The sequence below is a fragment of the Flavobacterium sp. SOK18b genome (assembly GCF_014156605.1).
GTDB classification, from domain to species: domain Bacteria; phylum Bacteroidota; class Bacteroidia; order Flavobacteriales; family Flavobacteriaceae; genus Flavobacterium; species Flavobacterium tiangeerense.
Genome location: NZ_QKNZ01000048.1, coordinates 1 through 13,853, shown reverse-complemented (window position 1 = coordinate 13,853; position 13,853 = coordinate 1). Strand labels below are relative to the sequence as shown.

General features: G+C 33.0%; 11 protein-coding genes. 5 read left to right on the top strand and 6 right to left on the bottom strand.

Annotated features, from left to right (window positions below; translation table 11 throughout):
• Positions 1-282: 282 nt before the first annotated feature.
• A complete protein-coding gene (locus DNC80_RS09000; protein WP_182650921.1) occupies positions 283-1,347 on the top strand; it encodes a hypothetical protein in 1,065 nt (354 codons plus the stop codon).
• Positions 1,348-1,400: 53 nt separating this feature from the next.
• Here DNC80_RS09000 and fumC read toward each other — a convergent pair whose 3' ends face one another.
• A complete protein-coding gene (gene fumC / locus DNC80_RS08995; RefSeq protein WP_182650920.1) occupies positions 1,401-2,783 on the bottom strand; it encodes a class II fumarate hydratase in 1,383 nt (460 codons plus the stop codon).
• Between the two features lie 205 nt (positions 2,784-2,988).
• Between fumC and DNC80_RS08990 the strand changes: the two genes are divergently transcribed.
• Complete coding sequence (locus tag DNC80_RS08990; protein WP_086453821.1) at positions 2,989-3,159, top strand: hypothetical protein; 171 nt, start codon at positions 2,989-2,991, stop codon at positions 3,157-3,159.
• Between the two features lie 97 nt (positions 3,160-3,256).
• On the opposite strand, the gene DNC80_RS08985 is transcribed toward DNC80_RS08990, so the two are convergent.
• Together DNC80_RS08985 and DNC80_RS08980 are read right to left on the bottom strand one after the other, a co-directional pair.
• Positions 3,257-5,713: an outer membrane beta-barrel family protein gene (locus tag DNC80_RS08985; RefSeq protein WP_182650919.1), complete on the bottom strand. Its 2,457-nt coding sequence runs from the start codon at positions 5,711-5,713 to the stop codon at positions 3,257-3,259.
• Positions 5,714-5,804: 91 nt separating this feature from the next.
• Positions 5,805-6,149: an ArsC/Spx/MgsR family protein gene (locus DNC80_RS08980; RefSeq protein ID WP_182650918.1), complete on the bottom strand. Its 345-nt coding sequence runs from the start codon at positions 6,147-6,149 to the stop codon at positions 5,805-5,807.
• Positions 6,150-6,228: 79 nt separating this feature from the next.
• Here DNC80_RS08980 and DNC80_RS08975 point away from each other — a divergent pair, with 79 nt between their 5' ends.
• Positions 6,229-7,149 (top strand): CPBP family intramembrane glutamic endopeptidase, encoded by a 921-nt coding sequence (locus DNC80_RS08975; protein WP_182650917.1) that lies wholly within the window; start codon positions 6,229-6,231, stop codon positions 7,147-7,149.
• Between the two features lie 26 nt (positions 7,150-7,175).
• Positions 7,176-8,225, top strand: coding sequence for an AMP-binding protein (locus DNC80_RS08970; RefSeq protein ID WP_182650922.1), 1,050 nt, complete (start codon positions 7,176-7,178; stop codon positions 8,223-8,225).
• 72 nt (positions 8,226-8,297) lie between these two features.
• Here DNC80_RS08970 and DNC80_RS08965 read toward each other — a convergent pair whose 3' ends face one another.
• The 3 genes from DNC80_RS08965 to prfB all read right to left on the bottom strand — a co-directional run bounded on the left by DNC80_RS08965 (position 8,298) and on the right by prfB (position 12,623).
• Entirely contained in the window at positions 8,298-9,926 is a 1,629-nt protein-coding gene (locus DNC80_RS08965; RefSeq protein ID WP_144893793.1) for an acyl-CoA carboxylase subunit beta, read from the bottom strand.
• 161 nt (positions 9,927-10,087) lie between these two features.
• On the bottom strand, positions 10,088-11,086 hold the full coding sequence (gene lpxD, locus DNC80_RS08960; protein WP_182650916.1) for a UDP-3-O-(3-hydroxymyristoyl)glucosamine N-acyltransferase: 999 nt from the start codon (positions 11,084-11,086) through the stop codon (positions 10,088-10,090).
• Between the two features lie 441 nt (positions 11,087-11,527).
• Positions 11,528-12,623 (bottom strand): peptide chain release factor 2 gene (prfB, locus tag DNC80_RS08955; RefSeq protein ID WP_182650915.1). Its coding sequence is split into 2 segments (ribosomal slippage): positions 11,528-12,559 and positions 12,561-12,623, totalling 1,095 coding nucleotides; the frame shifts between segments, so codons are not numbered across the junction.
• A 180-nt stretch (positions 12,624-12,803) separates the two neighbouring features.
• On the opposite strand from prfB, the gene DNC80_RS08950 reads away from it, so the two are divergent.
• A complete protein-coding gene (locus tag DNC80_RS08950) occupies positions 12,804-13,826 on the top strand; it encodes a low specificity L-threonine aldolase (protein ID WP_182650914.1) in 1,023 nt (340 codons plus the stop codon).
• The last annotated feature ends 27 nt before the right edge of the window (positions 13,827-13,853 follow it).

Sequence of the window (13,853 nt, the reverse complement as noted above, 5' to 3'; positions counted from 1 at the left end):
CGACTTTTTTTTTTAAACAACTAATTTTTTAAAATTAATTACAAAAAAAAGAAGTTTCTTTCTATTGTCAATTTGACAATAGAAAGAAACTTTAAACAAAATTTTATGTTAAAATCTAGGTAATTATTCAGTAAAACAAATTTTTTTATTTATTTTAAAAAATATTTAGAGTATTATTTTTGAAAATCAAATTATTAATCTAATTTGCTACACTTAATAGAGTGTTAAATGTTAAAATACGATATTTTATTAGTTTTATTAACCAAATACCGCACACATTAGATGAGAAAGAACTTTACTTTAGTATTTATTTTATCCATTATTTTTGCTGGATATGCCCAAAAAGAACAAATCAAAGAGGCGCAATTAGAGTTTAAGAACGGAAACTCTCAGGGAGCATTATCCATTTTAAAAAAATCACAATATTTAATAAATAATGCTATTGCCGATGATAAATCAGAGTTTTACAAGCTAAAAGCTGAAATTTATAAAAGTTTAGCGGATCAAAAAATTGATCCAGCTGCTAACCTTTCTTCTGCCGTTGCTACTTACAAGGAATTGATTGATGAGGAAGACCGTATTGAAACCTATAAATACTCTGTAAAAGCCCGCGAAGCGATTAAATTAATTAAAGATCAGATTCAAGGTAGTGCTATTGCTGATTTAAAAGTAAATAACTACAGTGAAGGAGCAAAAAAAATGTATTCCTTGTATGAGATAGACAAAAAAGATACGCTTAACTTATACCTTTCGACTTCTTATTTTATGAAGGTAAATGATTATGAATCTGCCTTACGTAATTATAAAGAGTTAAATAAACTCAATTATACGGGTAGAGTTATGGAATATTATGCTGTTAATAAAAAATCTAAAGTTGAAGAATTGTATTTAAGTGCAGCCGATAGAGACTCAAATGTAAAAGCAGGAATTGCAGAAAATCCTAGAAATCTGATGGCCGCCTCTAAGAAAAGTGAAATTCTATTAAATTTGGGTTTTATTTATAGAGAAAAAAAAGATTTAGCTGCAGCCGAAAACTGTTACAAGCAGCTCATTACTTATGATCCTAAATCAGTTGATGGGTATTTAGAACTTGCATATTTAAGTTTAGACAAGAAAAAAGTAATAAGCGAGCAAATGAGTGTATTAGGGACTTCCAAAGAAGAAATGCTTGCCTATGATAATTTAAAAATTAAAATGGATGATATTGTAAAAGGCGCTATCAAGTATCTAGAAAAAGCAAATTCGATACAAGCCAATGATAAAACAGTTTCGGAATTATTATTAAAATTATACCGATCTATGGATTTGATTGCAGAATATAATGCCTTAAAAGCTAAAATAAATTAACAAATTCCAACTAAATTTATAACCCTGTAAACTACTTTACAGGGTTTTTTGTATTACACCATATCAGTAGGTTTTACCCAATTATCAAAATCTTCTGGCGTGACATATCCAAGGCGCACTGCTTCGTATTTTAAAGTGGTACCATTTTTATGTGCAGTTTGAGCAATTTCTGCTGATTTGTAATATCCTATTTTAGGGTTCAATGCAGTGACTAACATTAATGAGTTATCCAGTAGCTCTTTAATTCTAGTATGATTAGGTTCAATTCCTTGGGCACAATGAAGATCAAATGACAAGCATGCATCTCCAAGAAGTCTAGCTGATTGTAAAAAATTTGATGCAATGAGCGGTTTAAATACATTTAATTCAAAATGTCCTTGCATTCCACCTACAGAAATTGCGACATCATTTCCTATTACTTGTGCGCATACCATTGTCAAGGCTTCACATTGAGTAGGGTTTACTTTGCCAGGCATTATAGATGATCCAGGTTCATTCTCAGGAATGAAGATTTCATTAATTCCAGATCTTGGTCCAGAGGAGAGCATGCGGATATCATTTGCTATTTTATTTAGAGAAACGGCCAATTGTTTTAAAGCGCCATGACTCTCAATAATAGCATCATGAGCAGCTAAGGCTTCAAATTTATTTTCGGCAGTAATAAAAGGGTGTCTGGTAAACTCAGCAATGTATTGAGCAACTTTCAGGGCATATCCTTTTGGAGTGTTCAAACCTGTTCCTACAGCAGTCCCTCCGAGAGCTATTTCAGATAGATGAGGGAGTGAATTTTTTAAAGCTTTCAAACCATAATTTAATTGAGCTACATATCCTGATATTTCTTGTCCTAATGTTATGGGTGTCGCATCCATCATGTGAGTACGGCCTATTTTTATAATGGTATTAAATTCGATAGCTTTAGTATGTAGCGTATCTCTTAATTTTTCAATGCTAGGGATTGTAACTTCATTTAGGACTTTATATGCAGCAATATGCATAGCTGTAGGAAAAGTATCGTTGGAGGATTGAGATTTATTAACATCGTCGTTTGCATTAATAAATTGATTTACACCTATTTTTAAACCTTTAATAAACTGAGCTCTATTTGCAATTACTTCATTTACATTCATGTTGCTTTGAGTTCCTGACCCAGTTTGCCAAATGACTAATGGAAATTGATCATCAAGCTTTCCGTCTAAAATTTCATTACAGACCATCTCAATACAATCTCGTTTTTCCTCTGTTAGAATTTTTAAATCACAATTGGTGTATGCGGCTGCTTTTTTTAAGTACGCAAAACCATATATGATCTCTTTTGGCATAGAGGCTGCCTCTCCAATTTGAAAGTTATTTCTAGAACGTTCTGTTTGGGCTCCCCAATATTTATCTATTGGTACACGTACTTCGCCTAATGTATCTTTTTCTATTCTATACTTCATTTTAAATGGCTTTATTAATGGATGGAAATGGTTGCTCTTTCATATTATTTTTTTGGAATTGCGATTTGCTCTAAGGAATTTCGTAATTCTGTAATTTAAGAATAATTATTATTATGACAAGGACATACTTAGTTTTTGTGTTTTTTTATTGCTACCAAAAATAATTAGAGTTATATTTGTGCCTACATTCAAAATTCCGGAAAACATGTTTGAATTTTCACAGTATTTAGGCTTTTTACTTTTCTTAACCATCCTAACAATGGGATTTTGGTTAATGTTTTTTCTAGTTGGTTTCGTATCCTATTGGGTAGGTGGAGCAAGTTGGGAAGCATACAAAGAGAAGAAAGCAAAAAAGAAGCAAGAACAATCTGTTTAAGCTTTTTAGTTTTATAAAAGAACTCATTTTTATGAGTTCTTTTTTTTTTGATTTAAATGTATAAAAAAAGGACTCATTTTACATGAGTCCTTTTCTTTTATCCTTGATAATCTCCTTCGTTATCATTTTGCATTTTACGAGTTGGTTTTTCTCTTTCGTTTTTAGGTTTGTTGAAACGATAAGTAAATGATACGTTTATCTGTCTTACTCTCCACTGCATTTCACCATAAGAATTTGCAAATTGAGGTAGGTAAGTTTCCATGATTCTTTTTCTAGAATTAAAAACATCGCTTACGTTAAATGAAAGTGTTCCTTTGTCTTTCATTATATCTTTACTAAAAGCTAAGTTTGCTGCAAATACTCCTAAGCTTTTACCTTGTGCGTTGCCTTGAGGACCATTGTAGGTAGCATTAGTTTGCCAATCAATTTTGTAAGGTAATGTTATTTTTGAGGTAATTCTAGTGAACCAAGAAGTAGCAATATTATTAAAATCTTGTGTTACTTTTTCGTTTCTAAAATTAGTATACTCATATATTCCTTGAGTTTCATTTCTAAAGAAATTAAAATTACCATTCAATTTCCACCATTTGTATGGAGAATAATTAAGTGTAAATTCAAAACCTGCTCTGTATTCTGTGGCTAAATTAATAGGTGAGCTAACAGTAATAGGTATTCCATTTACGAAGTCTCCTGATTCTCTTCTAGCAAATTGAAACACATCAGTTGTTTTATTTACGTACAAAGAAGTATTGAAGGTTAATTTTTCCCATCTTCTAATGTATCCAAAATCTAGTGCATCAGTAAATGCCGGATCTAAATCTGGATTACCTACAAAAATGTTAATGTTGCTTGATAAGTTGCTAAACGGATTTAACAAACGTCCTCTTGGTCTTTGTATTCTTCGGCTATAACTTACTGATGCACTACTTGCATCTGATAATTCGTAGGTAAAGAAAGCGCTTGGGAAAAAATTGTTGTACTTTTTAGTGTTAAAGTCGTTAGTAGCTAGTTGATTGATGTTGATGTTTGAATCTTCAAAACGCAATCCAAAAAGAGCTGAAAATTTATTTACTTTGACACCATATTGTGTGTATAAAGCATTTACTTTCTCTTTGTATTCTAATTTATTAGTAAAATTGTTATTTACTACACCATCATTATCAACTCTATAATCTGTAAGTAATTCTAAGAATTCACCACGATATCCAGCTTCAAATTGACTTGATTTGCCAAAAGGAAGTACATAATCTAATTGTAATAAATTTCGATTTTGAGATTGATTATTAAGTGTATTATCGAATTTTGTTCTAGTAGAGTTGGTTGCAGTATCAGTAATTAATGCATCATTAAACTCATCACTTGTAGAAAAGGAACCATCAAGAGTTAATTTGTGTCCGTCTTTTTTGAATTTCTTTGTATAGTTTGTTGCAAATTCAACATTTTCACTGTCGCTGTTTTCTAGGTTGATTCGTGTTCTTCTATAATCAAAACTGCGATCAGCTTTGATATAATCTTGAAAAACGTTGTCAATATTGTTTCCGTTACTTTTTCTGTAATTAAAGCTGTTTGTCCATGTAGCAGTTTCAGAAACAAACCATTCCATACCAAAATTACTATTATAGCCTTTATTGAATCTGTCATTTTTACGAGATTCATTTACAGAATTGGTAATTTCATTATTATCATTTAAATAATCAGTATTGGTAAAAGCGTTTCCAGGATTGCTACGATCATTATAACCTTGTGTAGTGAAAAGGTTAAAGTTTTTTGATTTGTAGTTTAAGGTACCACTCAATCCATAATTTTCAGGATAACCAGTAGACGCAATTATAGTTCCGTTTAATCCTTGGTTTTTTCCTTTTTTAAGAATAATGTTTAGTAAACCTCCACCACCTTCAGCATCATATCGTGCAGATGGATTGGTAATAACTTCTACTTTTTCAATTGCATCAGCTGGAATTAATCGTAATGCTTCAGTTATGTTAATAGCATTTGAGGGTCTGCCGTCAATTAAAACTCTAACGTTATCATTTCCTCTTAAACTTACATTTCCTTCAACATCTACTGATACTGACGGTATGTTATCTAATACATCGCTTACGGTTCCACCTTTAACCATAAGGTCACTTCCAACGTTGTAAACTTTTTTGTCTAATTTGATTTCAACAGTAGTTTTCTCTGCCCTTACAATTACTTCATTCAATTGTGCCGCATCTTCTTCTAAGCTTATCACTCCTAGGTTAGTACTTTTTGTTAAGCTTTTTTGTTTGATATCATTTCCTTTAAAAGAGATAAACTCAATTTTGATATCATACGTACCTGGTTTCACTTCAACATCAAAATCTCCAGTTGCATTACTAATTCCACCTGCTACGGGTTTTGGATTATTTGGTAATGAAAAAGTGATGGTTGCATACTCTAATGGTTGTTTGCTTATTTTTTCGATAACTTTTCCAGTTATTTTAATTTTAGGAACACCTCCACCTGGTTGTGCAAATCCTACTATTGCTATTAAAAAAAAGGCAAGAATTAAAAAAGGTTTAATTAATTTCATTATTTATTACTTTAGTTTTTTCATTAGACGCACAAACCTTTAATTAGTTTAATAGGACAAATCACAAATAAATGTTAAGACTAAGATTTATCTATTTCAAAAAGTTCTCTACTGATTCAAAATCTCTTCCTATTATTGCTTTTTGACCATCAATTACAATTGGTCTTTGCATTAATATTGGATTTTCGGCAATAATTTTTAATACTTCTTGGTCATTCAGGTTTATGTTTTTATAGTTTTCTATCCAAATTTTTTCTTTGATGCGCACTAAAGCTATAGGTTTAATGTTTAGTTTGCTAACAATGGTTGTTAATTCATCAATAGATAGGGGGTGAAGCAAGTAAAGTTTAATTTCAAACTCCTTATTGCTCGTTTCGATTTGTGCTAAACATGCTCTTGATTTCCCGCAACGAGGATTGTGATAGATTTGAATCATTTTTTTTGATTTAAGATTATGATGTAACAAAAATAGTATTTGTTAAACTAATAATATGAAAACATAATTTCAAAAAAATATGTACATAGCCCAAGGTTTTAAGTCAGGAAATACTTTTTGGAAATACATTCAAGGGTCAGTTTTACTAATTCTTGCTTCTATGGTTGGGCAGTTGTTTTTTGCAGCAGTTGTTGTTATAGACTCTTTGACTACTGGGAAACAGTTTCAACCAGTAGGATTGAATATGATGACGTACTTTGATTCTAATACTACATTGTTTTTTTTATTGTCAAACTTTGTGTTTGTGCTGGCTGCTCTTTTTTTTATAGTGAAATTGCTACACCATCAAACTATACTTTCGGTGACTACTTCTAGAAAAAAAGTAGATTGGAACCGAGTACTGACTGCTTTTGGGATTTGGTCCCTTTTTACTATTGGATCAACGCTCATCATGTATTTTGCGAACCCTTCTAGTTTTGCAATAAATTTTCAACCCATTCCTTTTTTAATTTTAGTACTGATTGGTATCATAATGATTCCTTTACAAACAAGTGCCGAAGAATATATATTTAGAGGTTATTTAATGCAGGGTTTTGCAGTTTTAGCTCGAAATAAATGGTTTCCATTAGTAATGACTTCATTAATTTTTGGCGGTTTGCATTTTTTTAATCCCGAAGTAGAAAAAATGGGTCCAATAATTATGGTGTATTATATAGGAACCGGTTTGTTTTTAGGTATTTTGACACTCATGGATGAAGGAATGGAACTTGCCCTTGGTTTTCATGCTGCTAATAATACTATTGGTGCTTTGTTAATCACATCTGATTGGACTGCCTTTCAAACGAATTCTATTTTAAAGGATGTCTCTAATCCATCTGCTGGAATTGATGTCATTTTACCTGTTTTTCTTATTTATCCAATACTTTTGTTTATCTTTAGTAAGAAATACCAATGGACCAATTGGACAGAAAAATTGACCGGCAGGATTCCATCGGTTTAGATTATAATTTTGTAAATATCACAATCATGACCACTACCGTTACCTATCAAAACGTACATAATTTGTTTAAATTAAATGGTTTTCACCTTGATCGTGATGATTTATGCAGAGTTGCGTATAGTTTTATCAAAGAAGGCGAGGCCTATGAAAAAGCTGTTGGAGATTTTCTTTTAGATTGGTTTGATTCTAAACCTTATCTCATGCTCAATACATCTGGAACTACTGGAAAGCCAAAACTCATTCGAATGGAGAAACAAGCCATGGTAAACTCGGCTTTAGCCACTGGAGATTTTTTCGATTTGAAACCAGGAGACAGCGCTTTACACTGCTTATCGACCCAATTTATAGCGGGAAAAATGATGTTAGTACGTGGTTTTATATTAGGTTTAGACCTTGATTTTGTTGCTCCAAGTGCAGAACCTTTAGTTCGTAATGCAAAGAAATATGATTTTGTTGCTATGGTTCCTTTGCAAGCTCAAAATTCACTAAAGTCATTGCATAATGTAAAGAAAATGATTGTTGGTGGTGCAAAAATGGACAAGGTTCTTGAAAATGAGTTGTCAAAAGTGACAACAAAAGTGTATGAAACCTATGGCATGACAGAAACTATTACTCATATAGCTGCTAAAAAAGTTGGGGAAAATTTCTTTTCGGTTTTGCCTAATATTAAAATCTCCCGAGATGACCGAAATTGCTTGGTGATTGATGCACCTTTAATTTCAAATGAATCGATTGTTACGAATGATTTGGTAGAAATTAATGAATACAATCAATTTGTTTTCTTAGGCCGAGTTGATAATGTAATAAATAGTGGCGGAATAAAATTGATTCCTGAAAAAATTGAACAAAAACTATCTGCTAAAATAAAGGAAAGATTTTTTGTGGCGAGTATTAAAGATCTTGAACTCGGAGAGAAATTAATTTTAGTTATTGAAGGAGAAAATCAATTGTTACCCGATGATTTTTTTGATGATTTAGACAAGTATGAAAAACCGAAAGCTGTTTTTTACGTTCCAAAATTTAAAGAAACAGATAATGGTAAATTAAAACGAGCTGAAATTGTAAATAGCTTATAATGAAGTTTTCCTAAATTAAAAAGCATCCCGAAATATACTTTCGGGATGCTTTTTTTATAATTGGTAAGAATGTTATACTTGAATAACTCCTAAATTGAATTTCTTTTCAATAGGAGCGTGGTTTGCTGCTTCAATTCCCATAGAAATCCAAGTTCTAGTGTCTAATGGATCAATAATAGCATCAGTCCATAATCTTGAGGCCGCATAATAAGGAGAAACTTGTTCGTCGTATCTTGCTTTTATTTTGTCAAATAACTCTTTTTCTTTTATTTCATCAACGACTTCACCTTTTGCCTTGAGCGATGAGGCTTCTATTTGTGCAAGTACTTTTGCAGCTTGCGTTCCGCCCATAACGGCTAGTTCAGCACTTGGCCAAGCAAAAATTAATCTAGGATCATACGCTTTACCACACATGGCATAATTTCCAGCTCCATATGAATTACCAACAATTACAGTAAATTTTGGTACCACAGAGTTGGATACTGCATTTACTAACTTGGCACCATCTTTTATAATTCCGCCATGTTCAGATTTTGATCCTACCATAAAACCAGTTACATCTTGAATAAAAACTAACGGGATTTTTTTCTGATTGCAATTGGCAATAAATCGAGTGGCTTTATCAGCACTATCCGAATAGATTACACCTCCAAATTGCATTTCTCCATTTTTAGTTTTAACAACTTTTCTTTGATTAGCAATGATTCCTACAGCCCAACCATCAATTCTAGCATAACCAGTAATTATTGTTTGTCCATAACCATCTTTGTAAGTATCAAACTCAGAGTTGTCTATTAATCTGTTGATGATGTCCATCATGTCATATTGTTCGCTACGAGCTTTTGGCAATATTCCATACATTTCATTTTCATCAAATTTTGGTTTTTCAGCTTTTATACGGTTGTATCCAGCTTTGTCAAAATCACCAATCTTGTCAACAATATTTTTTATACGATCAAGAGCATCTTTATCATCTTTCGCTTTATAATCAGTCACTCCAGAAATTTCACAATGAGTTGTGGCTCCTCCAAGAGTTTCATTATCAATGCTTTCTCCAATAGCTGCTTTTACAAGGTAACTACCCGCTAGGAAAATACTACCTGTTTTATCCACAATCATAGCCTCGTCACTCATGATAGGTAAGTACGCTCCACCTGCTACACAACTACCCATTACAGCAGCAATTTGTGTAATACCCATGCTGCTCATTTGTGCATTATTTCTAAAAATACGACCAAAATGTTCTTTGTCAGGGAAAATTTCGTCTTGCAATGGCAAATAAACTCCGGCACTATCCACTAAATAAATGATAGGCAATCTATTTTCCATTGCAATTTCTTGTGCTCTAAGGTTCTTTTTAGCAGTAATAGGGAACCAAGCACCTGCTTTAACTGTAGCATCATTTGCTACTACAATACATTGTTTGCCTCGGATATAACCTATTTTTACAACAACTCCACCAGAAGGGCAGCCACCATGTTCAGCATACATTCCTTCGCCAACGAAAGCGCCAATTTCGATACTTTTAGCCTTTGCGTCTAGTAAATAATCTATTCGTTCACGGGCAGTCATTTTGCCCTCACTATGTAATTTTTGAATGCGTTTTTCTCCACCTCCTAATTTTACGGCACTTAATTTTTGACGTAATGCAGAGAGTAGAAGTTTATTGTGGTCTTCATTTTTATTGAAGTTCAAATCCATGATTTATTAGATTAAAAAGTTTGTGCTAAAATACAAATTACTACAAAAATACGTTTATTATTTTGTCTAGTAAAATCAAAAAAATGTTTTTATTTTGGTTTTAAATAAAAAAACAGAAGCGAACTTCTGTTTTTTTTATGAATATGATAAAAATTATGTCTTTATTTTTTTGATTCGTTGACTAGTCTTTTTAAAATAGCCCATTGTTTTAAGGCATCACGAGCTTCAACAGCCGGATATCCTAACATTGTTTTTCCAGCGGCTATATCACCTGTAACACCAGATCCTGCTCCTACAATAGCACCATCTCCTATAGTTGTATGGTCTTTTATGGAGGCACTTCCACCAATAATAACTCCGTTACCTAATGTTACTGAACCAGCAAGTCCGCTATTTCCTGCCATAATACAAAATTTACCTAATTTGCTGTTATGACCTATTTGTACAAGGTTGTCAATTTTACAGCCGTCACCTAGTACTGTTGAACTAAATTTGCCTCTATCTACGCAAGAATTGGCACCAATTTCAACATTATTACCAATGATTACATTACCTATTTGAGGGATTTTAACCAATCCGCGTTGAGGATCAGGTCTAAAGCCAAAACCATCTGCGCCAATTGTTGCATTGGGATGTATGATGCAATCATTACCAACATGACAGCGTTCTCTGATCACGGTACCAGACCAAATAACTGTGTTTTTACCAATAGTTGATTCGTCTAAAATGGTCACGTTAGGATATATAGTACTGTTATCACCTATTACTACATTAGGACCCACATAGCATCCTGCACCAATCTGCACACCATTGCAAATTTTTGCACTAGCATCAATCACGGCTGTGGGATGAATGGCTGTATTGAATAGTGGAGTAGGTGGAGCAAAAAGTTCAAGAACTTGAGACATGGCTAAATCGGCATTCTTTACTTTAATAAAAGCGCGATTATCTCCTGGTTCGATGCTAATGTCTTCGTTTACAACAGCAACACAAGCCTTTGAGGTAGCCCAAAATTTTTCGTATTTTTTGTTTCCTATAAATGAAATCTCCGTAGTGCTTGCAGCTTCTAATTGTTCAGGAGCAGTAATACTTGTTAGGGTTGACCCAACGATTTCTCCGTTAAGAATTTCGTTTATTTCGTTAATTGTATAGGATTTCATTGGAATTTAGGATTTGGTTCTTGATAAAATTTGCCCAAATAAAGGAATTTAGCATTTAAATTCCTAATCCTAATATTTTCTTTAACATGCTTTGAAAAAAAGTGTCAAGTTTACAATGTAATTCAAAGTATGTTATTCTTTGTTGGACATTGTTAAATCGTGATAGAGTCACTTTTTTAAATTCTAAAAATCTTTAAAAAGTTAACGGAGTTAATTATCTTATTATAATTATAACTCATTGTTCGAAGATACTGTAATATTTTGCTGTCTCAGCGTTGGGAAGTTCTTTAAAATCTAACGCTAAAATAATTCTTGTTTTGTGCAAAAATGGGAAAGTAAATTAGTAAAAAAGTGATGTAAAAAAGGTTTACATCAGTGATGTGTTTTTCTCAAAAATAATAAAAATCCTACACAAAATAGAATTGTGTAGGATTTTATCTTTTATGATTCTTTTTGTCCCATCATCATCAGATAGGCTTTTAAGAATTCGTCTATTTCACCATTCATGACGCCGTCAACGTTGCTGGTTTCATAGCCAGTGCGTACATCTTTGACTAGTTTATATGGTTGCATTACGTAATTGCGTATTTGTGATCCCCATTCAATTTTCATCTTTCCAGCTTCAATATCGGCGCGTTGTGCTTGCTTCTTTTTAAGTTCAATTTCATATAATTGCGAACGTAACATTTGCATGGCTCGTTGCCTATTGTCTTGCTGCGAACGCGTTTCAGAGCATTGAATTTGAATTCCGGTAGGCTTATGAAACAGCTGTACTTTAGTTTCTACCTTGTTGACATTTTGTCCACCTGCACCACTAGAGCGTGAGGTCGTTATTTCAATATCAGCAGGATTAATTTCAATTTCTATACTGTCGTCAACTAAGGGGTAAACATATACGGAAACAAAAGAGGTATGTCTTTTAGCATTACTATCAAAAGGTGAAATACGCACGAGTCGATGTACTCCGTTTTCTCCTTTAAGATATCCAAAAGAATAATCCCCTTCAAACTCAAGAGTTACTGTTTTTATTCCGGCAGCATCTCCTTTTTGAAAATTCAGCTCCTTAATTTTATAGCCGTATTTTTCGCCCCACATCATGTACATTCTCATGAGCATTTCGGCCCAGTCGCAGCTTTCTGTTCCACCTGCACCAGCTGTAATTTGCACTACAGCACTTAGCGTGTCCCCTTCATCCGAAAGCATGTTTTTAAATTCAATAGCTTCAATGTGATTATTAGTAGCATTGAATTGTGTGTCAAGTTCATCAGGTGTAAGTTCACCTTCTTTATAAAATTCGTAGGCAAGTTCCAATTCGTCTGTCATTTCAACAGCTTTATTGTAATCTTCTATCCACTTTTTTTTATTTCGAAGATTTTTCACTAGTAGTTCTGCCTCTTTTGGACTGTTCCAAAAATCAGGGGCAAAGGTTTTTTCTTCTTCGTTTGAAATCTCAATTAATTTGGCATCAACGTCAAAGATACCTCCTCAACGCACCAAGGCGCTCTACAATACCTTTTATTTGTTCGGTAGTTGTCATAAATTATTGTTTTTATTTTTTAGAAATCGTTTTGTAGTATTCCTTTTGTTCAATTGTTTTAGTTTTAACGGAACTTTTTGCAATATACAAACCGTATTATGTAAATTTGTGCTGCAAAAATAGAAATTTTTTACAAAGGGACAATTCGCGAACCATTCGCACTGAAAATAAAAGAATAATATGGAAATAAATTTAATTAGCGATACGATTACAAAGCCATCTCGTGAAATGCTTGTTCATATGTTAAATGCTGTAGTTGGTGATGATGTGTATAAACAAGATCCTACTGTAATTGAACTTGAAGCTAGGGTAGCACAAATGTTTGGAATGGAGGCAGGTCTCTTTTTTCCATCGGGAACAATGGCAAATCAAACTGCAATAAAATTGCACACGCAGCCAGGGGAACAGTTAATTGCTGATAAATATGCACACGTATACCATTATGAAGGAGGCGGAGTTTCCTTTAATAGTGGCGTTTCTTGTTGTTTACTAGATGGAAATCGAGGAATGATTACCGCAGATCAAGTAGCTGCTGCTATCAATGATCCAGAGTTTTATCACAGTCCATTAACAAGTCTAGTATGTGTTGAAAATACAACAAACAAAGGTGGCGGTGCTTGCTATGAACTGGAAGATTTACAAAAAATTAAAGCAGTTTGTGATGCACATAATTTAAAATTTCACTTAGACGGAGCTCGTATTTGGAATGCTTTGGTTGCTAAAAATCAAGATCCTAAAGAGTTTGGTAAACTTTTTGACACCATTTCAGTATGCTTGTCTAAAGGTTTAGGAGCTCCTATTGGTTCTGTATTATTGGGCGATAAAGAAACAATTCACAGAGCATTGCGAATTCGAAAAATACTTGGTGGCGGAATGCGTCAAGTAGGATATTTAGCAGCAGCAGGTTTATATGCACTTGAAAATAATATCACTAGGTTAGCCGAAGATCACCGTAGAGCAAAAGAAATTGCCGAAGTGTTGAAGAAAACAAGTTGGGTAGCATCTGTAGAACCAGTTGAAACCAATATTTTAATTTTTTCTTTGGTTCCAAATTGTATCGAGAAAAATCTTATTGAACTCTTGAAGCAAAAAAATATCTTTATCAGTTCTATGGGTCACGGAAAATTAAGAATCGTGACGCATCTTGATTATAAGGAGGTTATGCATACATATGTGCTTGAAACTTTGCAGAAATTAGTTTAAATAAAAATATAATTTTTGAATTATGAG